26 protein-coding genes and 1 pseudogene are annotated in these 26,825 nt (G+C 60.9%); 12 read left to right on the top strand and 15 right to left on the bottom strand.

The window, feature by feature from the left end; all coding sequences use genetic code 11:
- Window positions 1–77 precede the first annotated feature (77 nt).
- Both ABDZ66_RS17085 and ABDZ66_RS17080 read right to left on the bottom strand, forming a co-directional pair.
- Window positions 78–851 (bottom strand): RecB family exonuclease, encoded by a 774-nt coding sequence (locus ABDZ66_RS17085; RefSeq protein ID WP_343761522.1) that lies wholly within the window; start codon window positions 849–851, stop codon window positions 78–80.
- Window positions 851–1,243 (bottom strand): hypothetical protein, encoded by a 393-nt coding sequence (locus ABDZ66_RS17080; RefSeq protein ID WP_343761520.1) that lies wholly within the window; start codon window positions 1,241–1,243, stop codon window positions 851–853. The genes ABDZ66_RS17085 and ABDZ66_RS17080 overlap by 1 nt, the downstream gene beginning before the upstream one ends.
- Window positions 1,244–1,582: 339 nt before the next feature.
- Between ABDZ66_RS17080 and ABDZ66_RS17075 the strand changes: the two genes are divergently transcribed.
- From ABDZ66_RS17075 to ABDZ66_RS17065, 3 genes are read left to right on the top strand one after another with little or no spacing between them, the layout of a single operon-like run.
- Complete coding sequence (locus ABDZ66_RS17075; protein ID WP_343761519.1) at window positions 1,583–2,173, top strand: restriction endonuclease subunit S; 591 nt, start codon at window positions 1,583–1,585, stop codon at window positions 2,171–2,173.
- Entirely contained in the window at window positions 2,166–3,611 is a 1,446-nt protein-coding gene (locus ABDZ66_RS17070; RefSeq protein WP_343761518.1) for an N-6 DNA methylase, read from the top strand. The genes ABDZ66_RS17075 and ABDZ66_RS17070 overlap by 8 nt, the downstream gene beginning before the upstream one ends.
- Entirely contained in the window at window positions 3,608–6,214 is a 2,607-nt protein-coding gene (locus tag ABDZ66_RS17065) for a type I restriction endonuclease (protein ID WP_343761516.1), read from the top strand. The genes ABDZ66_RS17070 and ABDZ66_RS17065 overlap by 4 nt, the downstream gene beginning before the upstream one ends.
- Before the next feature lie 81 nt (window positions 6,215–6,295).
- Here the strand turns inward: ABDZ66_RS17065 and ABDZ66_RS17060 are convergent, their stop codons facing one another.
- On the bottom strand, window positions 6,296–7,432 hold the full coding sequence (locus ABDZ66_RS17060) for a hypothetical protein (protein ID WP_343761514.1): 1,137 nt from the start codon (window positions 7,430–7,432) through the stop codon (window positions 6,296–6,298).
- Window positions 7,433–7,918: 486 nt separating this feature from the next.
- Between ABDZ66_RS17060 and ABDZ66_RS17055 the strand changes: the two genes are divergently transcribed.
- Complete coding sequence (locus ABDZ66_RS17055) at window positions 7,919–8,896, top strand: transposase (protein WP_343761512.1); 978 nt, start codon at window positions 7,919–7,921, stop codon at window positions 8,894–8,896.
- A gap of 78 nt (window positions 8,897–8,974) precedes the next feature.
- Window positions 8,975–10,117, top strand: coding sequence for a hypothetical protein (locus tag ABDZ66_RS17050; RefSeq protein WP_343761510.1), 1,143 nt, complete (start codon window positions 8,975–8,977; stop codon window positions 10,115–10,117).
- A gap of 85 nt (window positions 10,118–10,202) precedes the next feature.
- Here ABDZ66_RS17050 and ABDZ66_RS17045 read toward each other — a convergent pair whose 3' ends face one another.
- The gene (locus ABDZ66_RS17045; RefSeq protein ID WP_343761508.1) at window positions 10,203–10,427 is read right to left on the bottom strand and encodes a helix-turn-helix domain-containing protein; all 225 of its coding nucleotides are present in this window, start codon (window positions 10,425–10,427) and stop codon (window positions 10,203–10,205) included.
- A gap of 77 nt (window positions 10,428–10,504) precedes the next feature.
- Here ABDZ66_RS17045 and ABDZ66_RS17040 point away from each other — a divergent pair, with 77 nt between their 5' ends.
- From ABDZ66_RS17040 to ABDZ66_RS17030, 3 genes are all read left to right on the top strand, one after another.
- The gene (locus ABDZ66_RS17040; protein WP_343761506.1) at window positions 10,505–11,896 is read left to right on the top strand and encodes a hypothetical protein; all 1,392 of its coding nucleotides are present in this window, start codon (window positions 10,505–10,507) and stop codon (window positions 11,894–11,896) included.
- Window positions 11,897–12,298: 402 nt separating this feature from the next.
- On the top strand, window positions 12,299–12,598 hold the full coding sequence (locus ABDZ66_RS17035; protein WP_343761504.1) for a hypothetical protein: 300 nt from the start codon (window positions 12,299–12,301) through the stop codon (window positions 12,596–12,598).
- A 1,014-nt stretch (window positions 12,599–13,612) separates the two neighbouring features.
- Window positions 13,613–14,971, top strand: coding sequence for a hypothetical protein (locus tag ABDZ66_RS17030; RefSeq protein WP_343761502.1), 1,359 nt, complete (start codon window positions 13,613–13,615; stop codon window positions 14,969–14,971).
- Window positions 14,972–15,253: 282 nt separating this feature from the next.
- On the opposite strand, the gene ABDZ66_RS17025 is transcribed toward ABDZ66_RS17030, so the two are convergent.
- Both ABDZ66_RS17025 and ABDZ66_RS17020 read right to left on the bottom strand, forming a co-directional pair.
- Window positions 15,254–15,538 carry an antitoxin Xre/MbcA/ParS toxin-binding domain-containing protein gene (locus tag ABDZ66_RS17025; protein ID WP_343761500.1) on the bottom strand — a complete coding sequence of 95 codons (285 nt, stop codon included), beginning with the start codon at window positions 15,536–15,538 and terminating at the stop codon, window positions 15,254–15,256.
- Between the two features lie 197 nt (window positions 15,539–15,735).
- Window positions 15,736–16,638, bottom strand: coding sequence for a hypothetical protein (locus ABDZ66_RS17020; protein WP_343761498.1), 903 nt, complete (start codon window positions 16,636–16,638; stop codon window positions 15,736–15,738).
- A gap of 539 nt (window positions 16,639–17,177) precedes the next feature.
- On the opposite strand from ABDZ66_RS17020, the gene ABDZ66_RS17015 reads away from it, so the two are divergent.
- A complete protein-coding gene (locus ABDZ66_RS17015; RefSeq protein ID WP_343761496.1) occupies window positions 17,178–17,879 on the top strand; it encodes a hypothetical protein in 702 nt (233 codons plus the stop codon).
- A gap of 282 nt (window positions 17,880–18,161) precedes the next feature.
- On the opposite strand, the gene ABDZ66_RS17010 is transcribed toward ABDZ66_RS17015, so the two are convergent.
- From ABDZ66_RS17010 to ABDZ66_RS16970, 9 genes are all read right to left on the bottom strand, one after another.
- Window positions 18,162–18,560 (bottom strand): hypothetical protein, encoded by a 399-nt coding sequence (locus tag ABDZ66_RS17010; RefSeq protein ID WP_343761494.1) that lies wholly within the window; start codon window positions 18,558–18,560, stop codon window positions 18,162–18,164.
- Window positions 18,561–18,576: 16 nt separating this feature from the next.
- Window positions 18,577–18,927 (bottom strand): hypothetical protein, encoded by a 351-nt coding sequence (locus ABDZ66_RS17005; RefSeq protein WP_343761491.1) that lies wholly within the window; start codon window positions 18,925–18,927, stop codon window positions 18,577–18,579.
- 354 nt (window positions 18,928–19,281) lie between these two features.
- Window positions 19,282–19,644: a hypothetical protein gene (locus ABDZ66_RS17000; protein ID WP_343761489.1), complete on the bottom strand. Its 363-nt coding sequence runs from the start codon at window positions 19,642–19,644 to the stop codon at window positions 19,282–19,284.
- Entirely contained in the window at window positions 19,622–20,335 is a 714-nt protein-coding gene (locus ABDZ66_RS16995) for a hypothetical protein (protein WP_343761487.1), read from the bottom strand. Before ABDZ66_RS16995 ends, ABDZ66_RS17000 begins: the two co-directional genes overlap by 23 nt.
- Before the next feature lie 1,810 nt (window positions 20,336–22,145).
- Window positions 22,146–22,454, bottom strand: a complete 309-nt coding sequence (locus tag ABDZ66_RS16990) for an HNH endonuclease (RefSeq protein WP_343761486.1) — start codon at window positions 22,452–22,454, stop codon at window positions 22,146–22,148.
- Window positions 22,455–22,727: 273 nt separating this feature from the next.
- A complete protein-coding gene (locus ABDZ66_RS16985) occupies window positions 22,728–23,036 on the bottom strand; it encodes a hypothetical protein (protein ID WP_343761482.1) in 309 nt (102 codons plus the stop codon).
- Window positions 23,033–23,632 carry a nucleotide-binding protein gene (locus tag ABDZ66_RS16980; protein ID WP_343761480.1) on the bottom strand — a complete coding sequence of 200 codons (600 nt, stop codon included), beginning with the start codon at window positions 23,630–23,632 and terminating at the stop codon, window positions 23,033–23,035. Before ABDZ66_RS16980 ends, ABDZ66_RS16985 begins: the two co-directional genes overlap by 4 nt.
- A gap of 172 nt (window positions 23,633–23,804) precedes the next feature.
- Window positions 23,805–24,080, bottom strand: coding sequence for a type II toxin-antitoxin system RelE family toxin (locus ABDZ66_RS16975; RefSeq protein ID WP_343761476.1), 276 nt, complete (start codon window positions 24,078–24,080; stop codon window positions 23,805–23,807).
- Window positions 24,081–24,087: 7 nt separating this feature from the next.
- Window positions 24,088–24,423: a type II toxin-antitoxin system Phd/YefM family antitoxin gene (locus tag ABDZ66_RS16970; RefSeq protein WP_343761474.1), complete on the bottom strand. Its 336-nt coding sequence runs from the start codon at window positions 24,421–24,423 to the stop codon at window positions 24,088–24,090.
- A 1,287-nt stretch (window positions 24,424–25,710) separates the two neighbouring features.
- Between ABDZ66_RS16970 and ABDZ66_RS16965 the strand changes: the two genes are divergently transcribed.
- From ABDZ66_RS16965 to ABDZ66_RS17285, 3 genes and pseudogenes are all read left to right on the top strand, one after another.
- Window positions 25,711–26,001 (top strand): type II toxin-antitoxin system TacA family antitoxin, encoded by a 291-nt coding sequence (locus ABDZ66_RS16965; protein WP_343761472.1) that lies wholly within the window; start codon window positions 25,711–25,713, stop codon window positions 25,999–26,001.
- A gap of 3 nt (window positions 26,002–26,004) precedes the next feature.
- A complete protein-coding gene (locus ABDZ66_RS16960) occupies window positions 26,005–26,526 on the top strand; it encodes a GNAT family N-acetyltransferase (protein ID WP_343761470.1) in 522 nt (173 codons plus the stop codon).
- A 54-nt stretch (window positions 26,527–26,580) separates the two neighbouring features.
- Window positions 26,581–26,736, top strand: a pseudogene (locus ABDZ66_RS17285) (IS701 family transposase); the annotation flags it as partial.
- Between the last annotated feature and the right edge of the window lie 89 nt (window positions 26,737–26,825).

Below are 26,825 nucleotides of genomic sequence, written 5' to 3'. Positions count from 1 at the left end.
TACGCCTATAGCATAACAACTGCGAGGATGGTGGTCGCTGGCAGGGACATGCCTCATGCCCCTGCCAGCGCTACAGGTCAGTTGGAGTGCTGGAGCAACTGCATGAGGTGCGGCTCAGCGTCTGCGCATCGCGGCAGGTGGGAGCACCAAGCGCACTGCGCACCTATCCGCCGGTGAAAGTGCTGATCGGCGTAAGCGGCGATCGCAACGTCGTACAGACGCTGGAGATCAGCCTCGAGCCGCTCGGGCGGGTAGGGCAGCACCTCCGTTCCCTCTTCAGGCCCGAGGTACACCTCAGCAGCCTCGACATCCAGTCCGTACTGGAGGCGCGCGTACATCACGTACATCGCGAGCTGCGAGCCCGCGGTCCCGCCCCGCGGCACTTTGCCAGTCTTGTAGTCGTACAGCACCAGGGCGCCCGATTCCGGATCCTGGTAGGCGAGATCGATGCGTCCCGTGACCAGCACCACGCCTCGCTCGCCATGCAGCTCAACGCTGAAAAACTCCTCCACCAGAATCCCGCGCTTCCCCACCAGTTCCGGGGCAATACGGTCGTAGTGCGCCATGACCTGCGGGAGACCGGAGTCAAACAGGCGATCGCGTTCGTCGTCATCCAGGCCGGGGTGCGGCTTGTCGAGTTCATGCCGGAGCCACCCAGGGACTTCGGAGGCATCGGGCAGCACTCCCGAGTTCCGGACTGTCATGGCCACCCGGGCGACCACCGCGTGCACGACCTGCCCGAGGTGCAGGGATGCCTGGTAGTAGGTCGGCGAGGGCATATGGTCCATCGCGTAGCCGTACGGGCAATTGAGGTAGCTGCTGGCTGCCGAGTGGCTGATCCGCAGCCGCATCAGAACCTGCCCACCATCTGACCGTTGATGGCCACGACGTTCGCGTAGTGCTCGCCGTTCAGGCCTTCCCTCACGTGCACCTGGACGGTAGCTTCTCGGCCCCTGAGGCCGAGCAGCTGCTCCGGCACGATGGTGTCGCTCGGGTTCAGGGGACTGCCCAGCGCACCGAACGCAGCCGGAATGTTCCGAGTGAAGTCCGGGACCATCAAGGACGCCGTGCGCCCCTCGTCGTCCTCGAAGCTGAGGTGAAGCGCCGTGTACTCCCGGCCCGTCCTGGCTCGTGACCGGCTGAGCTTACTCGTGGCGACCCTCGCTCGCCACTGACCGGTCGTCAGCTGCACCTTGCGCGCAGCAGTGACGACGAGCGTCCCTGTAGGGGTCGTCTGATCCATGGTGCCTCCTGGATTGGCACGTCAGGCGTAGTTCAAAACCTCATGGCGTGGTAAACTCAAGATCCGACTCGAGAGTGTGCACCACGCACATATAAGGCCCCGGAACTACTTTCTCGGGGTCTTTCTCATTTCTGGCGCATATGCGCCAGGAACTGTGCCCCGGCAGCCTCGGCTGCAAAAAAAGAATACCCTACAAAGATACGGAGTGTCAAGATTTATCAGTTATATCCACGCATTGCTCGGCATACAAACTTACGGCGCCGCTGCCCATAGGGGCAATCGGGAGGGAATACCGCACCGATAGGCATTGTCGCCCATACAATTTGGTACAGTGTGGGCATGCGTCCCAACTTCATGCGCCTCACCGAGGTGGCCAGCGTGCGCCAAGGGCCAGCTGTACCGAAGGACGAATCCACAAACGGTCGATGCTTGAGCGTCGGCGTAACGGACCTGGTGAGCCTCATGGTCGGCCCTAACTCACTCCAGCCGGCCCCCTGCCCCAACTGGCCCCAGAAACACATGCTTCGGGATGGAGAAATCATCGTGTCCAACAGAAACCGCCCCCTGCGCGCCTCTGTTTTCGAAGGGCAGTGGGCCGACCTTCCTGTGGTTGCGGCCAACCAGTGCTTGGTCATCTCACCCAATCAGGACATGGTGCGTCCCGTGTATCTGGCAGGCCTCCTCCGAAGTGGCTACGGTCAAGTCCTGGTCGACAGTCTGTACACGGTTTCAACATCCATCAGCCTGATCAATATCAAAGCGTTCAATGATCTTGCCATTCCCCTTCCGCCTTTAGAGGTACAAGACCTGATCGCACAGACGTTCATTGAGCACCAGGAGTACGTCAGTGCCCTGACTGAGGAAATTACGCTCGCAAATACACTGCTGACGGCGACACTGGCTCGAGTCTTGGAGGTCGGCCGTGCCTGACCCCATCTTGCAGGCTCTCTCGTCAACCGTCTTTCTCGTCAAACGTGAACTCCGCATGGAGTTGGTAGAAGCCCAGCATCTCGCCCTCACGCTCTTGATCCTGAAGCATGCCAGTGACGTCTCAACCAAGCTGGGACCGTTACTTGAGAACAGCGCACTGGAAGAGCAGGATCTGTACCTCCCCACGGAGTACTGGTGGGACATTCGGGATAGCAGCGAAGAAATCGTCGCCTCACTGGACCGCGCCCTTGAGAACCTGTGGGACGGCGGGACAGATTTGAAACGAGCGCTGGCCCAGAATCGGCTCTCCCGTCTTTTCGATAGATCGTCGGGCCGATACCTCCTCATCGATGTGGTGAACCTCTTCCGCAACTTGGATTGTGCAGAGGCAGAAACACTACGAACGCCAGTCAGGACATTTATGGAGTTGAGCCCAGATGGCATGAACCATGTCCTGGCAGTGACCCCGCCAGACATCAATCGTCTGCTGGCCGCCCTGGTCGATCCCTCTCCACGCACGCGGGTGTACGACCCCGCTGCCGGCGTGGGGAACACGCTCCTGGCCTACGCCGAACTGGCGATGGAACGCGAGCCGGAGCGATCTCGTGAAGACCTGTCCATCTCTGCGGTGGAAATCGATCCCCTCACTGCGGCTGTGGCGAAACTCAGCCTCTGGCTCTGCGGCTATCCGTCCGCGAACGTCGTCGTGAAAGACGCACTCACAGAATCCGACCTCCGAGACGAGCAGCGGCCTAGACGCTTCGACCGGATCGTCAGCGACATCTCCCCGACGAGCAACTGGGCTGCAGAACGCAGCCACCCCAGCGATCCGAGCTACCCCTACGGCATTCCCTCGGCTTCCCGGGCGGCTTACGCCTTTATCCAGCACATGATCACCCGCCTTTCCGACCAAGGGCGGATGTGCGTGCTGATAACCCCTTCGTCCCTGAGTAGTCAGGGGGCAGATCACCGAATCCGCTCTCGCCTCGTCGAAGATGGGTGGATTGAAGCCATCGTCCTGCTGGCGCCTCGCCTGCAATTCGGTTTTTCTCTGCCGCTGGTCGCCCTCGTGATTTCAGAGCAAGCAGCCCGGGGAAGGCGAAGCCCCATCACGCTGGTCGACGCCAGCAAAGTCTTCACACATGGACGGTCCCGGAACGCCCTGAACGATACCCAGATAGAGATCATCGTCAACGCGGTACGAGGCCACGACGTTGCGGAACACGAGGCGGTCATCCATTACGCCACTTTCGAGGAGATCAGATCCAACGATTACGACCTCGCACCCCAGCGATATCTTGCCGCCAGGACCCGTGAGTTCCCTGACTTTGAAAGCAGCAACCAAAACCTCGCCGCTATCGTTCAGCGCCGGGCCTACCACGAGGAGCAGTTTCAGGAGTCGATCGAAGCCCTGTTGCAGGTGAGGTGGACCGAATGAGCTTCTCAGAGCGACATCTCACCGATCGCGTCTATGAATTCCTGCAGGCCCTGGGGTACCGCGCGCTCGGAAATCGGCCGTCTGCCGAACTCATTGACCGCGTCACCTCAGATCGGCTCATCGCTCTCAATCCGCACCTGAGCGAGCAGCAGCGCCGCGAGGCACTCGAATTGTTCAGGAGGCGCACACTGTCCTTCGCAGAGCGGGAATGGGGACACACCGCACTCCTACACGGCATCCGGGTGGATCCTGAGGACAAGCCCGCTTTCACCGCGCAACTCCTCACATTCGATGCCCTGGACGACAACATCTTCCAAGTGGCCCGTGACGTCGCCGTGGGGAACGCCATCATCGACATCGGGCTGTACATCAACGGCGTCCTCGTCGGCCTCATCGAATGCACCAAGGATCTCAGGCCGGGGGAATCCAATGGGGTACTCGAACGCCTGAATCGACTTGGACAACAGGGCGGGGCCGGTCAGACGACCGCGCAACTCGTCGCGGCCTTATCACCCAGCGACGCCATCTACGGCGGGTTGGGCGCACCGCCCAGCACCTACCGCAGATTCCCAACGGCTTACCCGAGTGAGGCCGACTTCCGGCATGCCTACCAAGCGGCTCCCACGCTACATGGGGAATTCCTCTACAGCCTCTTCGCCCCAGTCAACCTGCTTGAAATTCTGTACTTTCTGACCGACGTCGACTCACAGGGCACGAGTGTCGTCGCCGGGCCTTTCCAGCGAATCGCCGTACATCAGGCCCTGGAGTATTTCAACCTGACTTTAAAAGGAAACCGGCCCCTCCCCGGAATCCTATACGAGCACCCCAGTGACCGTCCGCCCGCAGCGCTCCTCCTCCAGCCAATCCAAACTGGTCGGTTAGCCACCATCGCCTGGATCGCTCACGCCCTCCAACTCCAACCGTCCACTCGAACACTTGGTCTGATCATCGTTACCGACATGCGCGTTCTGGCCGAGCAAATGCACCAAGTACTCAGAGCACGGCTCAAGTCGGACGTACTACTCGCTTTCACTTCGAAGGAGTTCCAATCCTGTGTGAAACAGGGGCGTGGCGCAGTCATCGTCACTGCAGCCCACTCTCTCCGCAACTGGACAGAGGTACCTGGTCCGACCGAGCGGGGCTGGATGGTCATCGTTGATCAGCTATCGCCCCCAACCTCGCGACTGCTGGACACCCTCGACGTCCTGTTCCACCGACCGATTGTCCTCGCCTCGGGCGCCTCCGCTCCCACTGCGCGTAGTGAAGGGAACTTCTTTGTGTTCGAGCAAGCAATGGACATCCCGGTACTTCTTAGTGAGTTCAGTGTTCCCCTCGTCGTCAAGACACCACAGCAGCTCTCAGCTAAGAGAGCCTTGGCAACAGCAGAGTTATTCGAAAACTCATTTTCAGAAAGCCGTCAAAACAGAACGCCACAGAACTTAGCACTTGAGGCGCGGCGCAGGATAATGAGTGTCACCCTGGACGAGCATCGGCTCCAAGCAGTGGCCCAGGACATCGCTAAGCACTGGCAGGCGCTCCTGGGACCGACACGAAAGAAAGCCCTGGTCATCGTGCACAACTGGGAAGCGGCCCAGTATCTCTCTCACTACCTCGAAAGCAACTTGGGTTCAGAGACGGTTGCGGTCGCTGGCACCCAGTTTGAGGAGGATCAGTCTCGGCAAAACCGGCGTCCTGTCGGAAGTTTCGGCGCAGGAATTCTCAGAGGGCAGATCCGGGAGTTTCAGCAGGACGGCCCACCCTATCTGTGGGTTTCGACGCATGTCCCTGCCGCAACAGATCTGTCCATCTCGGCGGTCTACCTCGACAAGAAGGTCAACCGCACGGAACTCCTGAAGTTGCTAGGTCCCCTGACCCGGAAACAACCCGAGAAGGCGGCGGCGTATCTGGTCGACTACTGGGGCAACCTCGCCGAGGAGGACAACCTCGCTCAGGAGCTCATGCTGCCCATCCTCATGGAAGAGGAAGCCCTGGTGCAACTGGAGCGCGTCGCGAGCCGCGCCCGCCAAGTGCTGTCCCTCTCGCCGCTCCTCGCGCAGGCCAGCGCGCAAGATCCCACGCAACGCAACGCGGATGCCCAACTTCTGCAGGACTTCACCGCAGCGTTGAACCTCGTCGGCGCCCCCTTCGCCCCGCCGGCAGTACGTCAACTCCATACCGACTTCGAAGAGCACCTGGAGAAGCTGTACCAACCCGCTGCAGCGGAAGAAACACCTGAGATCACCGTCCCGCACACCCACCCCGAAGTGATCATCAGAGACTTTGACTTCGACTTTGACCTAGCACCGCTGTTCGCAGTGCCGATAGAAGCAGAAGATCCGGATGAAAGCCCACTTGGACGGGATCTCCGTTCCTCCTTTCAGCAGAGATGGGACCGCTCGACACTCCTTTCACTGAGTCGTGACATGCAGCAATTGATGGCTGACGCGCCCTACCTATGGTGGGAGAAACCAACGGCCCGCCGCCTCGTGCGCCGGGAACTGCGACAGCTGCTGACAACCTCTCTCCCTGACTCTGACGAAGTAGATGTCGACCTTCCATTGCTGCTCGACATGCTTGAGAAACATGCCCGAGTGCAGGATTGAAAACTGAGAGGAGGCCCATTTCGTCGGGTAACAGGGGAATGCATTGGTGTCTCATCCCAGCTTGCGCAGAGGCCAAACCCGCTACTTCATAGGTTCCCAGCGTGTCATCTCCTGGACACGGGTCGCCCATGAACGGATCTGCGCCACCTGCCGTCGGGGCGCCTCTTCCAGCTGCTGCCCAGCCCAGAGGCGCCACTCGCGGTACGCCTCAGACCCGACCGATTCCGACTCCAGCAGCCCCCGATCCAACGCCGCCAGGTAGGCCCGCAGTCGTTCCGTGTCCTCCCACTGACGTGCCAGGTCGTGCAGGCTCTCGCGACATGCCGACGTCTCCTGCCGACGGCGTTCCCGCTCGGCCTGCAGAGCAGCCAGCCGAGCCTGCTCCTCTTCCCGCCGTCGCTGCTCGGCGAGCCGCGCCTCTTCCTGCTGCCGGCGGACCTCCCGCTCCTCGGCAGCTCGAAGTGGGACGCCCTGCAGGTAGACGAGCATCGATTCCAACTGCTCTTCCAAGGGAACCTTGCCGTCCCGGAACTGCACGGCGTAATCGCCGAATCCATATTGCCAGGGGACGCTCACCAGCAACTGCAGTCTCCCGGTCCCTACAGCCTTCTGTGGTCTGGGCGCATTCCAGGGTGAGGCGTATTTCGGCTCGAGCAGCGGCAGCCCGTCTCGGGCCTGTACCTGTTCCTTGATGCGGAGGCGGATCTCGTCCTGACCCGCGCGTGCGAGGGTCCGGCCCCGCTCGGTCACCAGCGCGACCGGGCTGCGTTTCAGCCCGTGCATGATCAGGGCGTACAGCTGCAGGGCCCTGGGGAGTGCCTCTCTGGAGACCATCACGTCCAGGACCTGTCCACGCCCTGGTCGTTCGAGCCGCCCCCATACGTCGACGGGCGCGTCGCGGTAACCACGGTCCGTCGCCTGGACGAGAGAGGGCCAGGGCACCTCGCTGTTCACCGGGGGCGCCGCATACGGCGCGCGTGGGGCAGCCGACTTCTTCTTCGGCCGACTGCTGACCGGAAGAGGAAGTTTCTTGACCTTCTGACCTGCGGCCCGCTTGGCCCAGTACCCGCGTGGCGGCTTCGGGACGTTCAGTGCCGCGCAGCGTTTGGCGAGCGCGACGCCGGAGACACCCAGTTCGGCGGCGACCTGCTCGCTCGGTCTGGCCCAGACCAGCTCGTAGAGGGCTTCGCGGGTCGGCCAGGCAGCGGAACGTCTCATGTCACAGATTCCCTGATTCCATCCATGTGCGTCAAACAAAGTCGCCACGATAAGCAGAGGCAAGGAATGGTGGAAACCGTCCTGACGTGCGCTATCCAGCGCAGTGTGACCCTCATGAGTTCGCCTCATTTGCGCCACACAGGCCTGTATGGCTGGCTTATGTTGGAGCCATATGTGCAATGGGCATAATCATCCACCTGGATGTACTTGCGGCTGGGGGGGCGAAGGACATCTTGGTAGTTCTTACGGCCATCTCTGGCACGGAGGCCTATTGGGTGATCCTTATCAGCATCCGACCCTTCTCAAACAGATCGCCATCAAGCACAGGAGTTCTTCTCAGTACCCGACAGTTTCCCGGGGGCTTGAAAAAGTACGGCTGACACGCGAGAACAGAACGCGTCTCCCGATGTCCTCGCCAAGCTGACCCGCTGCTTCACCGCGCACTTCCCGGAGTTCCGCAAGAACCAGGTCGAGTTGCTTTCTCTCATGGTCCTCGCGCTCCTTGGGGGCAAGGACGTCCGGCATGCCGAACTCGCCGCGCGCTTCCCCGGAAGCGCGCACAACGCCTCCGTCATCCGCCGCGTGGAACGCTTCTTTGACCGGCATCCCATCCAGCCAGCCGACGTTGCCCGGGTGGTTCTGACGCTCCTTCCGTCCGCTCAACCCCGCGAATTCATCCTCGACCGGACAAATTGGAAATACGGGCAGACCGATGTAAACGTCCTGCTCCTGGCTGTCATCTGGCGGGGCGTCGCGATCCCCCTCCTCTACGAGCTGCTGCCCCACGGGGGCGGCAGCCATACGGAGATCCGGCACACTCTCATGGACGATGCCCTCTGCCTGCTCTGTGCAGCGGAGATCCGAATCCTGTATGCCGACCGTGAATTCGTCGGCTATGACTGGATTCAGGGATTGGCCTGCCGTGGGATTCCCATCTGCGTGCGCCTGCGGAGCGACACGCTGATGGACGACTGGACGGCGAAGGACTGGCTGAGTCGCTTGCAGACCGGCACGGCCGGTCTGCTGGTCGAGGACACGCTGGTGTACGGGCAACCGATGAACGTGGTCCTGATGCACACGCGAGACGGCGAGGCCCTGATCATCGCCAGCAACGCCGGGGCGGTGACGACGATCCAGACGCGATATCGCCGGAGGTTCCTGATTGAATGTCTCTTCCGGGCATTGAAGAGCAAGGGCTTCCAACTGGAGGGAACACACATGACGCTCCACGATCACGTGGAGCGCCTGCTGTGTCTGTTGACGCTGACCTACACGTGGTGTGTGCTCGTCGGAGTCACGCTGGACTGCCCGAAGAAGGCGCATGGTCGTCGGGCGTGGAGCGTGGTGAAGATGGGCTTGCGGGAACTGGTCCGATCGTTCAGCCGGGAGTCAGCACGCCTGTGTGACTTGATCGACCTGTTGATGCCGTCCCAGACGAACTCCCCGGAAAGTGTCGGGTACTGAGGGAGTTCTTTCAGTATTGTCACCTCATGCTGGTATTGCGGTCAAAAGATTTATATCTATGCCAATGAACATGGCAGCGTGGTGCTGTTCGATGAAATGGGTTGGCCCTGGCCAAAACATGATTGCCCAAATGCACCCAATGATTTGAAAGGGGCAAGTCTCAGGCGCCCCACACTTTTTATGGCACGCATGCCTATTGAGATGACCAAGTGGTTCCAGGGCGTTCTGGAGAAGTTAGAGGTCGAAGGGAAAGGCAGCATCTATGCTGATGGGAAACGAATCCCTCAGGCTGTATTGGATGGCCGGTACGATAAACAGCGACCTACGCTTGAATTTCTGAGATATCTCTCTGAGTCAAATAAACTAAGGCGCGGACTATTCATTCCTTTTTCCTGCGCTTCTTGCACTGGAGATGTCTGGGCCTATGTCCCCACTTCTGGCGATCCATACATAATGGAAACGCGCGCAGACGGCACACTACGCCATCATCATTGCGGCAACCGAGGGTCTACAAAAAAAGACATCGTTCGGGCCTGCCTACCCACCACTATGTCTTGGCGTGAAGTTGAAGTAAAACTACGATCTGGCAAGCGTGGTCGAATTGCAGGTCAGGATGAAACCGTTATCGGCTTTACGAGTGATAAAAATTCAAATTACCTAAAAATAAAAACGCACCTCGATGAGGTTATTCAAGTACCAAGCTCAATTAAACACCCCATTTACACTTTTGTTGTTGCAATGCCAGATCCTTTTAACAAGGGGAAATTTGTAATTCGAGCTCCAACTATTGAACAATTCATGCACGGACTACCCAGCAGCTTGCCAAAGATCATACCCGAGGAGAATTTAGAGGCATCCCGCTCACCTGTTGAAACCAAGGAAACCATTAATAAACAAGCAGGCCGCGCTTCAGGACCAGTCAAATCAATGGCAGATGCATGTCCACAATATCCTTCAGTATTTGATCGCCCCGAGGTCATAGATTTTCTAAAAACCGTCAGCGTAGATACTCTTTCTCGCTCTGATCAGTTGGCCTGGAAGATTTTGGCAGCTCGGTATGGCTGGCATTTGGGTGGACTTGTTCCACTGGGGCTAGCTCAGCAGTTCGCATCTGTGCTTCAAGAGGCGGAACGCCACCCGAAGCACAGGGAAAGATTTTTGCCTCAGCTGAAACAGATAGGGCGAAAAATTGCCTTGATAGCGAGACGTCAATTGAGATAGCGGAGCAGCCGGAAGTCCGTAGGATTTTACCTTGATCGAACGCATGGTCAGATGTGGTCGACGCGGCCCGGGTGGGACCGTAGGCTCAGAGCAGGTCCCGCAACTCCACGTTCAGTCCGTCCGCGAGGGCCGCCATGTTGTCGATGCTGACGTTCCGGATGCCCCGTTCCACCTGCGCGATGTACGACCAGTTCAGGTCCGCGCGTTCCGCGAGGTCTTCCAGCGTCAGGTTCAGGGCGCGTCGGCGCGCCCTGACACGCTCGCCGAACGCTTTACGGGCTTCGCTGGGTGGGCGGCGACTGGACGGCATCCGTTCAGGCTGCCGCGCTCTATCAAAATATGTACAGTTGCTCTACGTACTATCACTCTAAGTTCTGGAGGCCTGATATGCACCGCACCCTGCTCCGTCGTCTCGCTCTGCTCCCCGCCTTCCTGCTCACCGTCGCCGCCGCCGACCGCGTCACACTCGTGGCCACCGGCCTCCCCTCAGACCTCGCCGCAACCGTCCTCGTCGGTAGCGCCTCACTCACCAGCGGCAAGACCCTCGACGTCCCAGCGGGAACCTACACGGTCACGCCCCGACCGGTCGCCAGTGGCGCCCAGGTGTACGTGGCCGCCCCCACCCGCCTCATCGTGCGGACCGCGGCCACGCTGCGCGTCGCCTACACCCGCCTGCCACCCGGCTCCGCCGACCCGTTCTTTGGTACGGGCGGCACCCTCGACGTTCCCGTCAATCCCCTCGACGTCTTCGATACCTGGCTCCTGACCAACTCGGGCGACCACGCACCGTTCATGAGCAGCAGCGGCTCGAACATGGGCGAGATGCGCGCGGTCCTCGTGCGCCCGGACGGCCGCCGCCTCGGCAGCATGATCAACATCACCACACCGCAGCGCACCCTCGACTGGGCGTATCTCCCCACGCCGCTCATCCCGGACCGGGACGGGTACCTGATGGGCCTGAGTGGGCAGACGAACACGCTCGTGCGCTTCACCGCACAAGGCACCCTGGACCCTGCGTGGAAGACTCCCTCGCAACCCGGTGTGCTCCGCGGACTCCTGCGCCTCCCGGAGAGTGGCGTCCTGGCGTACGGCGGCGGGCAGGGCCGCGCGCAACTCTTCAAGTTCACAGCGACGGGCCAGCCCGACGCGGCCTTCGGGTTGGGCGGCACGCTGGAACTGCCTGCACCAGAGAGCGGGCTCGTGCATGCCGCGCGTGTGCTCAAGGACGGCCGCGTGCGGCTCCTCGTCACGTCTCCCCGCGCGGCGCAACTGCTCGACCTGAGCCCCGACGGAGCACTCACGCCGGCCGGACCGACAGTGACGCTCCCGTACGACGCGCAGCAATCCGAGCTCTCCAACAGCCGCCTGGTGAACGCTGTGATTCTGCCGGACGGCGCTGCCCTGATCGGCACCAGCGACGGGATCGAGCAGCGCAGCCGGGTAGTGCGGCTCACGCCGGACGGGCAACTGGACGCCCAGTTCCGTGCGGTGGACGTGACTGGCGCCACGACGGTCGCTGGCGTGCTGCCGGATCTGCAGGGGCGCGTCCTGGCGGTGTTCCAGTTGGCGGACCTGCGGGGCAGCGTGCTCATCCGCTACCGCGCGGACGGCACACCTGATCCCACGTTCGGGAAGGGCGGGCGGGTCACGGTGGACCGGGAGACTGTCCAGGGAATGGCGCTGACGCCCAACAGTCAGATCCTGCTGGCCAGTCACGTCATGGACTTCCCCAACACGGAAACAGCCAAACTTCGACTGCGACGCCTGCTCAGCGAGTGACTGACTCGGCAACGTCGGCCGCGCCGTGTTCAAACCACCCCTTACTCAAAATTCCAAGTGTCGAGTCTTCTCCTCCTTGGCAGTTGGCGTAGACCATAGATCACTCAGTGCAAGATTCGTGACGACCCCGCTTGCTCACAGTGAAGCCGTCACTCACTCGGTTAGATTCACGGCAATGAAGTGAGGGCAAAATGCTTCTGGCGTGTCCCCCAAGTGACCCACCCTAAACACATTAACCGCCCTCTGGAGAGTGAACTCCGGCAAGGCGCCCCTGGACGCCGTGTGGTGGCCTGTACCCCTCTCGACGCCTTGGGATTGTTGGAAACGGGGGTTCATCCATCCACACCGGGCACAGCCGGACGTGACTTTGAAACGCACGCGCACCACCATAGTGGCAAGGACATGACCGACTACTTCTGTGATCACTGTGGGGATACCTCCGCTCTGCCTTTTCACGGCTCCTTCCTGTGCCCTATCTGTAGCGCGAAGGTGGGTCTGCAAGAGGCAGCCGCCTCGCACCTGCACGAACTCATGAATCCAGTTATTCGGCAGTGGGCTGCACACTGGGGACACACATTCACCCCCAAAGATTTGGCGGTCATTCTTGCTCTTGAAGGTGAATCATGGGGCGGATCGACAGACCAACCGGATGAGGACACGGCACTCGCATATTTAAAGCGCGTCACGGGTGATCAGGCATGACTGCCGCACCCTGAAGGCTCTCCAGATTCCTCACATCAGCCGGGCCATATATGGGGTGACGTGCCTAGTGGATAGCGCCGCAGGACAGCGTGGAGCATCAGAACGGGGCGTGCCAGGTCACCAAAACGAGCCATTTGCTTCCAGTTCTACCCATCGCAACTTCGGGACGTCGAGACACTGTGGAGCCTGTCTCGGAGAGCATGGATGGCATTTGAGGCAGCAAGTCACGACTGGGCGTCTCGATGCCTCATCCAGGGTCGGAATCGCCTGCCTGTGCCCTTCCACACCCCTCCACGCTGTTCTATGGTCCTACCGCCCAGAGTGTTGGGGACCGCAACGGCCCCACGCCTGCTCTGACTTGATGCATGGCATACGGCAGCGAATAGGGATGTCGACTGAAGATGCGAACCGATGCTGTTCGGTATATCGGGACGAAATTTCGCGGCCCGCTCAAGGGGGATTAGGTCTGAAACCCAAAAGCACACAACCCTGAGGCATGACATTATCCCTCGCCCAGACGTCATTTTCGGCAAAGCGCCCGTCGATCGTCGCGAAATTCACGGCACTCGGATTGAGGCGTGTTGACCCTGTGTACCAGATGCCAAAGCTCTGTCAGACGCCAAGAGCTCGCGTTACCCCAAGTGCGTTTGCCTCGCTCCAGGGTCTCGTGCCATGCGCTACAGTGACAGACAACCCGGAGGTCGCCGAGCAACAGACCAACGGGAACACCCCTCGGGTGGATTGCAGTCCATTAGTCCCAAGGGGTGCCGCTCTTCAGAAAGTTGTTTCGCGCGATAGAACGCGCGAGGCCTTCGCCTACTGCCATGTTACGCGCATGGCGGTGTCCGGTCAACGTCCCGGACGGGTCACCCATACCCAGGAAAGCGCTGGAGCAGACGTGACCAAGGAATTCATGAAGCGCAGCAGCGAAGAGGCAGTCCAGCTTACCCCCCATACCAAAGGGAAACCCATCTGCGACTTCGCCCGTATCTTCAACCTGCTCCAGGTGCTGGCATGACCGGCGCGATTGTCACCAGCAGCGGTGATCACCACCGTGGCTTTCATCAGTGCCCGAACGTTCTGCGTGACAAATACATGCCACTGATCGGCGGCGACGGGTACGGATACCTGAACTACCTGCTCAGCTGGGCGAACACGAACGCCACGCTATCGGTCCGCCGCATGAAGAAGGATCTCGCCTGGAGTCAAGACAAGCTCCAGCGGGTGCAGGCACAGGTGCTCGAGCATTGCGCCCACTTCGTCAGCATGACCCCTGGGGATCGCGTCAGCGCCAACAGCTGGCACCTCGACATGGAAAAGGTGTGGCTGGAGAACCATGTTCACATGGGACAGAGCGCTGCCGAACGACTCGCGAAGAAAGGTGTACCGGAAATCGGTACACGTCGGAAATCCTCCCCCCAGGGTGTACCGGAAACCGGTACAGAGGGTGTACCGAAAGTCGGTACAGGGGGTGTACCGGAAATCGGTACGTATAAAGACACTTCTTTAAACACACCTAAAAAGACAGGTGGTGAATACAACTTGGAATCAAACGCGCGCGCGAACCAGCCCCAGGGCGCGCCGGTGGTCGAACCCGGCAGCGCGCCGGTCACCACCTCTTTCGCTGCGCGAGAAACAGCAGGCGGCCAGACCAGCCCCGCTGCTGGTGTGGCCGTGCTGCCGCCTGACGGCGGGGCCGCTGACGCGGCCGTCACGGACTCGGACCTGAAATTCCTGTTCGGGGATCAGGTCACTGAAGGGCAGGAACTGGGAACGGTCACTGAAGTGCCAGAGGTTCTGGGCGGTGCGGTGGGCCCGCTGACCGCACAGGATGCCCAGGAAGCCCTGTCCGGCCTCAAGGACGAACCCCACGACCCCGAAGCGACCCGCGCCCTGCTGCTGCCCGCCCTGGGTGGTGAGAAGCGACTCAACGCCTTGATGCAAGAGACCCCCCCCAGTCTGAAGGCGGGCGGGCGTCGCGGCTGGATCATGCAGATCACGCCAGAACGGGCTGCCGAGTTGATCTCTCTGGGGCGCCAAAATGCTGGGTCCGGCAATCAATGGACGTACATCATTCGCCTTCTTGACGAAGAGGTCGGTGCACAAATCCGGAAGGGTCAACAGGCAGGCAGCGGACGCAGTTGGGACACGGATGTGTCCGGTGGGGCGAATTTCCCTCAGGCTAAACCTGCTGTGACCCCCGAGCCCGAGCAGCCCGCCGATGTCGTGAGAGTCGGTACCATCTGGGAGCACAAGCACACGGCAGGCCGCATCGTCACTGTGACGGCCGTGGACGGTGGCTATGTTGAGCTTGATGGCAGCGAGACCGTGATGCAGTACCTGATCAACAAGGACTTCAGGCGGGTGGGTTGACGGAGCGTGACAAGCACTTGAACTTTACTAATATAAAACTCATAAACCCATTTGCACATGAGATTACGCCCTTAAAACTCGATGCGATCGATGCCCCTGGTCTGCCCCCCAAAAACTGGACGGTATGAAGTGGAGAGTTAGGTTCGCCTGACCTGGCCACAAATCTGGGGGCGGCTCACTGCTGCTTGATTTGCAATCAGACTGGCACCGGAAACAGGGGCAAGGTCAAAGTCTGCAACAGACCCAGGTTCAGTGGCGTGACGGACCTCAGTGCCGCGAGGTTCAAACGGGCATTCCCGTCTGCGCCATCAGCAAGAGCCGCTGCACGGTCTTCACCTTCCCCGCCCGCAGGCGGCTGATCGGCACCTCGCTCCCCAGCGCTGGATTCGGCGCCTGGAGCCACATGCGGCTGACTTCCATCGACCCGAAGTACGCCCGCAGCCGCACCGCCAGCGCCTCCAGCGGCACCAAGGCCTCCTGCACGCCCGCACTGTCGGGCCACCGGGCCAGGCCGCTCGGGTCCCGCCCAATGATCAGCGCCATGTCCTTGACGTTCAGGCCGTACACGGCGGCCAGCTGCCGCGCGTCGATGTGCCCGTCGCCCGGCTGCGCGCCTCGGCATCGTCACGCAGGGGCGCGCGGGGAAGTGGCGGGGTCAGCAGGGTATCCATGCATCACACCCAACCCGCTCGTCCTTCCGGCGTCTGTAGGACGTCCAATTTTCGTCCTGAGGCGTATCCCTGACGGATCAGACCTGCCCCTCCTCACTTCAGGCAGTACGTCGCACTCAGGTACGACGCGCTCACCTCCCGCCACTCCCCATTAAATTTCACGCTCGCCGCCACCTTGAACGCCGTCCCGCCGTTCACGCACGAACTGTAATTCGACTTCTCCACGCTCCGTCCCTGCGCGGCGAGGGTCCGCAGGTACTCCTCAATCAACGCCGTCACCTGTGAGCCCCGGTACGTGTTGCCCGACAGCGCCCGCGGCGTGGCGTCCAGCGTCACCGTGACCGACCCCGACGTATTGACCCCACCGCTCGACGTCGAATACACATACAGGCCACTCGTGTCCAACTTTACAGTTGGCCAGCCGGGTAGCGTGAGCCGCGCCGCCACCCCATCCCGCACGGCTTTCTCCGTCGCGTCTCTCTTGGCCCGGGCTTCCTGCGCATCTAGGTCCACCAGTTCCGTCGCCGGCACCTTCGCCGCCGCATCCTTCGCCGCCTGCTCTCGCGCAGCGGCCAGCGCGGCGCCTTCTTTCTTGATCTGTGCGGCCTCACTCGCTGCGCGCGCCGGATCGAAGCGCCGCTTGAACACCCACTCTTGATCCCCGCCGATCGCGCCCAGCACCGTGATCAACTCCCACCCGTACCGGCCTAGCGTGTCCACCTGTGCCTGTACGTCCAGCGCCTCACTGGCCACCACGCCTCCCAACGGCCCGAACAGCATCAACTTGCCCTGTCCCGACTGCTTGGCGGCGATGTCCGCCGCGGAACTGAAGTACGTCTTGCCGAACGAGATCACCAGGTACTCCCACTGCCCGTCCGGACTGACCTTCACGGTGGGCGCCGGGGTTGGGGCAGCGGGGGCGCCTGCAGCGGCAAGTGACGTGGACGTGGTCAGCAGGGTGGAGGAGACCAGCACGGACGTGAAGAAGCGCTTCATGTACCGCTCACCTTAGCGTCCCGCTGGACGCGGGGCACCCGCACCTGCCCGCGGGAAGCGCCAGCGCCCAGCCTTGACGCCCCCAGTTGGCCTCCAAACTGCGATCTGACCCACGTGTTCATGACGGCGAATCTCACGGGCCACACGTGGCGGTCCCCGGCCAAATGCAGCGTCGCCGCCCGGTATACAGCCGCGTGCACCCACCACATGGGGGAACACTGCCGTAAGGAGCGGGCGACGCTCCACAGGGCGAACCGCGTCACCGGGGGACCGCACGCGCCGCTCCCCCAGCTGTCCCCCCCCGGCGGGTGCGTCACGCCGCTGACAGTCGTCTGCACCTGACCAATGCAGGTGCCTGGCCTAGTCGCTGCGCGCCGTGGACTGCGTCGTACAGGAATAAACACCCTTCGGTGGTCACATTGAGCGGATCCCATGAGGGTCAACGCGGCGTCCTGCGCTGGCGGAGGTGCGGCGCGCCAGATCTGCCCGCATAACCTATTTGACGGGGACGTGTAGGGGCCGACGGCTAACATGCGCCCATGAGAATTCTGCTCGGCACATGCGTGCTGCTCTCCTGCGGCATCGTAGCCTGCTCGACGAAACCCGACGGTAACAGTCAGGCCCAGACCTCGAGCGCAACGCAGGCGGTGGCGGCAGAGACGTCGCAGCCCCCACGCACACCCTCGGTTGAGGTGACCTTTTCCGATGACTCGGGGCAGAATATTCGGTCCGCCGTCAACGAGACCCTTCCACGCTATGGTTTCGAGGAAGATTTTACGCGGCTCCATGTTGATGAGGGCGGGCGTAGCTTGGCCGTGATTCACCCGGTTGATCCCCAGGCGCGGGCTAATAAACGCTATGCTAGAGAAGCGCTGAATGAAGGGAAGTTCGACATTACCCTGACGAAATTCATGAGCAACAAGGTCAGACGGTTCGCCAAAGGTGTTGAGTTCACGACAATGCGAGGCGAACTGGTCCGGGCAACCCATTATTCACAAATGATCGTTCTCGAAAACAGGAAACGAAAGGAACGCCTCCTTTTCCTATCCCTTACCAACGAGTACGAAGGTGTCGGACCAGATGCGGTTTATTTCGCAAACGCAGATGATGCAGAGCCAATTCTTATTGGGTATACGTGTCCATCTGGTCAGAACGACAAATACCCCTACAACAGCGCCTGTCTGGAATCTGAAGACCTTGACCCAAGGGAAGCGGTCTACAACTTCTACAACGACCTGTAAATTGACGTCATTGCCAGTCCAGCTCTGGCGGATGTCGCAACTCGTCAAGCCCATGACGGCGTGCGGGATGGGAGGGGACGCGGCGTTCCTGTCCTCAGGCGGTCCCTGGCGCCTGCCACCAGAATGGGCAGGTCCTGGAGGAAAGGGGAAACCGCAGGCGAGCAGCACGCCCGACCACAACACCCAGCGGAACCTCCGCCGCTCGTGCGCGCCAGGTCATCACCCCGGACCGGCGCGCCCTGGTCCCCCGATTCAGGCAGCGCCCGGTTCAGCGGAGCGGCGTCACGGTGCCGCACACGCCGAGTCCGGCCAGTCCCCGTCGTGAAACATCACGCTGGCCAGGGTGATGAGCGGGTCTGTCGGAAAGATCCGCATGGACACGGTGCCCTCTATGGCCTCCCCAGGGTCCAGTCTGCCCGTCCAGTACTTCGACTCCCCCAGGTCCCGTCCGAGCCAGCGTGTCCGGAGGGTCACCTGCTCCACCGTGCAGCGCGACCGGTTCACGACCCGCAGCACCGGGAGTGGCCGGGCGAGCGTCACGGTGACCTCCAGCCCCTTCATCCCCCGCAGCTGCCGGTCGGATGTGTGGTCGAGCAGGCCCGCCTCGCGCATTACGTCGTCAACGATCCGCGTCGCCTCATCCGGAGTGCTCACCTCCGCATCTGGGGGCAGAAGCATCACCGACGCGGCCTTCCGCTCACCCGGGAGGAAGCACCGCGCGTCCCCCCCCGACCGACCGCGGCCCCACGGGCGTCAGGACCTTCTCGCATCCCCGCACGCGGTCCCGCAGGACCGTCATGTCCTGGCCGCGCGACAGGCCCCGCAGGACCAGCAGCGCCGGTACGCCAATCAGCAGGATCAGCCCGAGTTCCGCTGAGCCGATCCCCCCGGGCGCCACCCCGCCGAGCTCGACCGCCTTCTGCCGCGCGGCCAGCAGGTTCGGAATCAGCACCGCCGCGAGGATGCCCAGGCCGCCGAGACTGGTGAAGATCAGGTTGAACCAGAACTGAATGAGCCGCGCGGTGCGGAGCGTGCGAAGGCGACCCATACCGCACGCTACCCGTCGGGTGAGGCCGCGTTCTGCGCATCTGCCGCGCTGCGCCTCACGCCCCCGGCGGGAGCGGTCATGTGAAGAGTTCTGTTCCCAGCACGGCTTGAACACGGCCAACGAACCGAGAGGTTAGTTGCGGGCGGGCCCTCCGCGTCACGCTGCACCGCGTGACCGGCGACGTGAGGAGCGGCTCAATCTATGCTTGATTTGCAATCAGACTGGCACCGGAAACAGGGGCAAGGTCATCGTCCTAGGCCGGAAACTGCTGATCAGTCAAGCACAATAAAGTCGGTTCAGGTGGGTATGCGCCTATGCACATACCCACCTGAACCGACTGCTGCTAGATGGACTTCAAAGCAACTTGATGTCGTCTGACGGGAGTTCCACGGCCCCCCACTCCTCGACAGTCGGCGCCGTTTTGCGCCCTTTCCGGGGGGGCAGCTGGCCGGGAAGTCGGGCCCCGTCGTCCGCTACAAATCGCCGCATGCCGATGCGGCGAATGCTCCAAAAATCAAAATCGAACCGTTTTGCGCGGCCATAGATGGCTTGAGCGATAGGAGTGATCTCCGCCAGTTCGAGGCCCGCTAGCGGGGCCAGCTTGTCTGCGAGCTCGTCGGCGCTTGCAGCATCAACGTCAAACTCGCGTGAGCCCACCCGCACGAGGTACACAATCTTGTCCGCCAGCATGGTCTTATCGGTGCGTTTTTTGCTCATTTGGTATCTCCCTGAGATCCGAGAGTGGGGCCGTTTGTGGCTGTCGATAGGGCAGGTACGGCATGGTCGGCCAGTGCGGATAAGGCTGGTCGGGATGCGTGCTCCGCCAGACGCGGGTGCTGTGCTGCGCCAACTCGTAGACGTCCCGGCGTATCCCTGCCAGCCCCGGATAACGCTGCAGATGCTCGGCGAGCAGCAGGACTTGCGTCCGGGCTGTCTCGGGTGGGTACTGGTACGGCCGTTCCCCTGGTCCTGGCCTGCCGCCACGACCCGTGATGAGGCGGTTGATCCTTACGCGGTAATGCTCCCTGATTGCGCCGCTGAGGCGCCAGGTGATCGCGCCCGTCGGACCGGTGGACAGCTGGTAATTGCGCCAGCGCAGGGGCCAATCCGGGTCAAGGGCCAGCTGCCACTGCTCCCGTTCGTCCGGCGCCACGTTGGACAGCAGCACCAGGGTGATCGTGTCCTTGTTCGGCGGCAGGATGACCAGCTGCACGGCAGGCATCTCTACCCGTCTTAGGGCAGTCCGGGTGCCATGGGTCGCGCCGATCGTCGGGTAGCGGTCTGCCTGCCGCTTAGCCACCTGGAGTGCCTTGCTGAGAGGGGCCTGGATGGTGGCGACCTGAGGGGAGGCCCGCGCGAGGCGGGCAATACACTGCAGGCCGCTGGTAACGGTGGTGTGGTATCGCACACCTCAGTTATGCTGTGCAGTTGAGTTTCTCGATTTACCGACGCGTATCGCGCCGCAAATGCGCACACTTGAGGCGTCGGCCACGGCTGCCAAACGCCATGACGCGTGGGTTGAAAGTCAACCCATCTTCACTTCTGAACCAAGTACAAGCATTGAGCCTGAGCTTTTTGGAAACTCAAAAAATGCGTCCCAGCGGGCTAATTTCAATGTATATAATGAATGTTCCTATTTGGGGCCACATAGGCCGTACGCTCATCCCATGGTGCTGTCCTCGCAGACAACCATGGGCATGGCTCGCCACCATGACCAAACCGACGTAGCTGCGTGCTGGGCAAAACTCGCTGGCGCGGCTGCAACAGGGGCTGGAGGGTGCAACTCCCTCCTTCTACCTAATCCCCACAAGCGGTTAAAGATGTTGGGCGACACGGACACGGGCCGCGTGGTGACACGCGCAACCCGGCCATTTTGGGATGATGGGATGGGGCGCTGGGAACGGTGCAACTTCCCCCCTGCTGGTGGGCGTCAGCATGCTGGTAACAGCATGAGCAGCAACAGCGTGATGTCGGGTGATGACCGGCACGCAAAGGGTGCTGTGGTACTGCACGGGGCAACCTGGGCAGATCGGCGGATAGCTCAAGCCAGTCACGTCCGCGAGGACCGCGGATTCAGGGTGTTCAACCTTCGGGTTGAGGATGCACGTGGTCAGAACCTGAGCGACAGTTCAGGGCCGTCGAGAGACGTGGACAACAGGGACGAGGGTAAACCCCGAGTTCGGAACATTTGCGGGGCTAAAGGTGGAATTTCCACTGACTGCACAGCGAATCGTCCCTGGATGCTGATCGGGCGACATCTCCACTTCGGTGGACGGAAACTATGGCTAACGTGGGAAGCTCCTGGCAATTCATCACTGTCCTTTTTCAGGGACTGGCGGCCAGGAGTGGGAGCGGCGGAGAGGAGGTTCAAACAGGTCAAGATGCGGTTGCGCATCGAGCCCTGTCGACTGGTTCATCCAGGCCGAAAACTGCCATCGGTAAAAGGTCATGCCGCAGGCATGACTGGGAACATCTGCGAGGACTTACGGACAGCAGTGCCGAGCACCAGGACGCAACGGGTTGGCCCCCAGAGCGTCAGCATCAGGAAGAGGGTGACTCCTCCTCAGGGTGTGGTCAAATCTGCACCGGCCACCGACTCCAGACCATCGGATTCGGCAGCTGGAATCACAAGCACCACCCACCCCACTCGACTGGTACGCGACCAGTCCGCAGAAGCTCTCCATGCGGGGCTACGAGTGGACGTTTCCTTCCCCGTGGATGTGCGGTTCACCGTTTGGAAGGAATCACTTCAAGTGCAGGATGCAGGGCGCCTCTGGCGTTCCGTGTTCCGACTTCTTTCCCGAGTTGCTGGATCACTTCCAGTTGGCTGGAGGCACCTGCTTCTGGGTTCTTCCTGTCACCGTGTTCGGGGTGTCTGTTGCCCAGGGATCGTTCCTCTGGAGTTCAGCAGACGTCTGTGCCGGGTGACCGCTTCACATCCGGTCCGGCCGATACCACCGTGGGAGTGTAGTCGCGCTCCTTAAATTCTGATTACAACACTGGGAGCCATTCCCTGTGTTGGGCCCCTGATCACGCGTGAAAACGTAGTGTTCAGGGGTTTCTCTTCGGTCTCCGAATCTGCCACCGAAAAACGTCCAGGCGCCGGTCCCCCGCTCTCCAGCATTGAGCAGTCGCAAGTCACGCGAAGTTGACTTGAAGATCTCCATCACCGATCTCTCTGCGGGCCGCCGGCGGAGGCCAGAGATTCGACGTGGTCGTCAGTACAGGTGCTCGAACAGCGTCCCTGGTTGTTCCTGCAGAACGCCGATGAGGAGTTCAGGGAACAGGAAGGGCATCCCACGCCGCTGACAGCGGAGGTGGTACTCGATGTGCGCGTGGTACCTCTGGCTGGGCAGGACGATCAGGTTACTGGGAGCATTGTTGGTGCGGTCGCCGTCACGGTGATGCACCACTTCACTGGCAAGCAACGGACGGCCCAGCAGCGTTTCGGCAACTACCCGGTGGAGCCGGCGGCGGCGACCGGTACGGGGATCTCGGATCGTGGGATAGTTCGCGGATTGGGGCATCTCTGCTGCTCCTAGTCAGACGAGGCGATCCTGCTTCAATATCTCCATCAACGTTCTACGTACTGTTAGTGTGACGAAAATCCGACCAAAATCCAGGGGGCATACTCCGGCGCTCTGCCGTGGTGCCGCTGGAGTCGAGGTATGCCGTCCTGCTGAGCATCCTCGACGAACGCGTCGAGCGCCTCCCACACCTCGCGGCGGATCCGTCCGCACATGACGATGCGGGGTTTGGGCGTGCTCCAGTGGGCCATGCGTTGACGGCCACGTCAACGCTTACTTCAGGCGCTGAATGACGGCCGCGAGGACGGCGGGGTCTTCGAGGCTGGCCAGCAGCGCCTCCGCCAGCTGGTACCGCTTGAGCGTGCGCCGCTGCTTCTTGAGCTTCCCGTACACCTCTTCGAACTCGTCGAGGACATCCAGGCGGATGGGGCTGACCGTGAACTTCCCGGTCGGGATGGTCTCTTCCGGTGGCAGGACCAGCGCGGCCTGAGCTTCCTGCTGCGCTTCCACCTCGCGGTTCTTGTCGAGCATGGTCGGGCCGCTGGCCTTGTCCTTCTTGGCGGGTGGTGATTTCAGGGTCATGCGTTCAGCTCCCGCCACACCTGGGCGTAGTGGTGCCCATCGGGTCGGTTGCCGGCGGCCGCCTGGTAGTCGCCGCGCAGCGGGATCCGGGCTTCCAGGATCGGGAAGCCGGTCTTCTCGCACTCCTCGACGGTCTGGCGCTCGCGGGCAGGCGCGAACTTGCCACGGTTGATCAGGATGTACGGTCGCAGGTCCGGGCGCAGCTGGAGGGCGCGCTTCACCTGCCGCTCGGTGGTGCCCAGCATCCCGGTGTCGCTGCTGCCCACGCCGACGGGGATGATGGCGATGTCGCTGACCATCAGGGTCTCCAGACTGGCGTCACGGTCGTTCGCGGGAGTGTCGATGAAGATCGCGTCGAAGTCTCCCTCGTCGCGCAGCTGGGCAATGTAGGCCTCAAGGTCCGCCTGCTTGATGTCGATGTGCAGCGCCGGAATGCCCAGACCTGCTACCTCAATCCAGTTCACGCTCTGCCGGGTGGGGTCGAGATCCAGGACGGCAACCCGCTGGCCATGCGCGGCGGCCTGGAAAGCTAAGTGGACGGTTGTGTGCGTTTTTCCCGCGCCGCCCTTCACGTTGGTGACTCCATACACTTTCATGCAGGCAGAGTAGAGTCTGTCTCCCCTTCAGGACAAGTTTACGGACTTCCGGAAAGTTTTCCGTATTTCCGGAAAATGAATATCAGGGATATACACGAATTAGTCCGCAAGCGCAGGGGTGTAAGAAACGCCCCCAGCTTGGTTCTGGAGGCGACTTCCGAAATGCCACATATCAGAGGTGCAGGCGACGCTTGATGGCCTTGTAGAACTGGTTGTCGTTACGTCGGTCCACCAGTACGATCGTCAGCACATGTTCGGTGGCGGTCTTATGTTCGGTCCAGCCGATGCGGTATTCCCCTGAGTCCATCCGGTACACACCGGGATAGTCGGTCATGGGGCGGCGGTCAGCGGGCTGAGCATTGGTGCGAAGGGCGTCGATTTTCGCCTTGACCTGCCTGTAGTGCTTGTCGGAGAGAGCATCAAGGTCCTTCTCCAGAGCGGGATGCATCGCCAGCCTAACGGCGAGCGGAGCGGCGACGGTCGTAGTCGTCGAAGTCGATGCTTTCTGTGGTTTCGAGGGTTTTGAGCCGTTCATTGAGGATCTCCTGGATGTCCACGTCATCCAGAAGCTGAAGAATAGCCAGGTCTTCCATGGTGACCAGCGCGGCGGCGGGCTTGCCTTTGTTGGTGATCACCAAGCGCTCGCGTCCGTATCGGACACGGCTGATCACTTCCATGAAGTTCGCTCTTGCTTCGCTGGCGGGGAAGATGGTCTGTTCAGCTTCCTTTGTCGTGGCTGCGGTCAGAGTTGGATCTCTGACACGCTTCTTGGGTTCGACCGTGGTGGTCATACTTACCTCGCTGGCTGCGGCATTAACCGAGCGCCGTATGTGTTAGAGGGCTTGAGGGTGCGCGGATCCGCTTACGCGGTTGAATCGGGCGCCCCTTATGCGGGCCTGTCGAAGCGCTAAGTCAACCGGTACGGGCTGCTGCTGCTGTTCGGCGGGTAGGAACTGGTGGGATGTTTTGTCATGTATCTCCTTGTTGCGGTGCAGCTTGGTAGGGCCCCTGTCGGGACACTGCATCCTAATGGTACGCCTGTACCACTTGTACAAATGGTACATCGTCAGCCCTCTCAAAACTGTGAGAGGCGCTGTAGCCTCAATCGACTTTGTTGGCAAATTCGAAAACCGCTGTTCGGCGGGGCGGATAATCACAACGCGGCAACGAGAGATGCGGAGTCTGGGCGCCCTCACCCGGATTCGCCAACAGAGTCAGATCAAAAGTACGAACTTCCCCATCGATCTCTGAATTTCCTTGACTGCTCGCGTCCATAACGACTGGGACGACAATGAGATCCTTAACGGGGTTTTTCGGGTGATTGAGGCTATAACGCGATGGGCTGACTCAGTATTTGAAGAAGAGTCGGCCCAGGCAAGTCCGGCTCTCTACTTCACACCATGCAGTTTTTGCGGAGCAAGCCAGCTGCATGCTCAGGTGGTTCTGGAGTCCTGGCGTACGTTCCACAACACTGGGCGGCCTCTTTCGTCGTTGGGTCACTGGACACCGGATGAGTGGGCTAAGGAGACCGGTGGTCGGGATGACGGCCGGGTGAAAAAGGGAAGACGACAGTGTACGCTCGTCCTTGAATCGAGTCTCTACTCGAAAGTGTCCAAGTGTTAGGGTCAGGCCACGTGGGAGCCACACCTCGCTCAGCAGCGCCCTCTCGTCATCGGTGAGGTCGGAACCATACGTCTGAGAGGCCATTCTTCATGGTATTTGCTCACCCAGAGCGGCGTGAAATTCCCAAACCGGCTCTAGGCCAACGGCACCTTCGTGCACAAGGCCCCACCCACGCCAGAACAGATCACGAGGTCCTGGATGTCGACACGCCCAACACCTGTCTGCGCCATAGGTTCACAGGACCGCTGACCTTCACCTACAAGGACAAGGAATGGGTCACGGAACTTGCGCTCAGGCACGCCATGCAGGTTGCGCTCATCAAGCGTACCTACCGTCGTAGAGAAAATTCACCTGCGCCCACTTGATTTGTCCGGCAAATTGCCGTACATTATTTTTTAGAAGTAATCTTCGGCTAAAAAACCTAGCCATTTCTTTGCCGAAGAAGGAGGGGTGAAATGACTGCAACCAAAGAAAAAACGGCCAAGGACGCCCGCCTAGAATTTCGCGTTCCTGGACGTCAAAAAGAAATTATTGAGAGCGCCGCTAACTTGCAGGGTGTGACGGTATCGGATTTTCTGGCGAGTGTGGCGCACCGGGAAGCAGTGAAGGTTATTCGCGATAACGCCGTGATCCAGCTGACCCATGATCAGAGTGTCCGTTTCGTCGAAGCTCTTCTATCGCCGCCAGCACCCAACGAAGCCCTGCGCAACTTGATGCGTAGCAAGGCGGCTGACCGAGTACATTAACCTGTGCCTGAAGAATCCCCTGTGCAATTCATCCCGCTTAATCCTGCTGTGCATGACAGGCAGGGTTTTTCCTGTGGGGAGCCGTCGTTGGATACGTATTTGCAAAGACAGGCAACACAGGACATTAAGAGCCGCGCGGCAGCTGCTTATGTAATGACGCGGGTAGAGGAACCGGCGCGCATTCTCGGCTACTACACGTTGGCGGCCACCAGTGTGCAATTGGAGGGCATACCAGAAACGAAGCGAAAGAAGCTCCCCCGTTACCCGGACGTGGCGGCAAGCCTGATTGGCCGCTTGGCGCTCGCTGACGACCTGAAAGGCCAGAAACTAGGTGGCCGATTGCTGGGTGACGCGTTAGGGCGCATCCTCGCTCAGAGTCAAGAGATGGGCATAGCCGTGGTGGTGGTCGATGCCCTAAACGACAATGCGCGAGATTTCTACTTACATTATGGATTTATACCGTTTGGACACTCTGAAAATCGTCTTTTCCTGCCGGTGGAAACTCTGGCTAAGGCCAAGACCTGATACTAACTGTACTTCGGGGAATATTCATCAGCTTCGTCCTGGCCAGCATCTGCGATGCTGGCCTTCTTGTTAAAGCGTGCTCGACGCCCCCGGTGGACTCGTCACTTCCCGACTTGGTTCTCCCCGTTCCAAACGTGTTTTCGCCATCAGGCCCAGCAGCGCTGGGCCCCGGTCTACGTGCAGCGCGTTATAGCCTCAATCACCCGAAAACCCCCGTTAAGCCCTCGACGGCCGTTGCTCACGGTCTTTACAAGGTGGCCGGTGGCGTCTTAAGGCGCCGCCGATGAGCGGCTGCTTTG

Source organism: Deinococcus depolymerans (genome assembly GCF_039522025.1).
Lineage (GTDB): Bacteria > Deinococcota > Deinococci > Deinococcales > Deinococcaceae > Deinococcus > Deinococcus depolymerans.
Note: the sequence above shows the minus strand (reverse complement) of the source record. Positions and strands in the feature narration are given on the sequence as shown.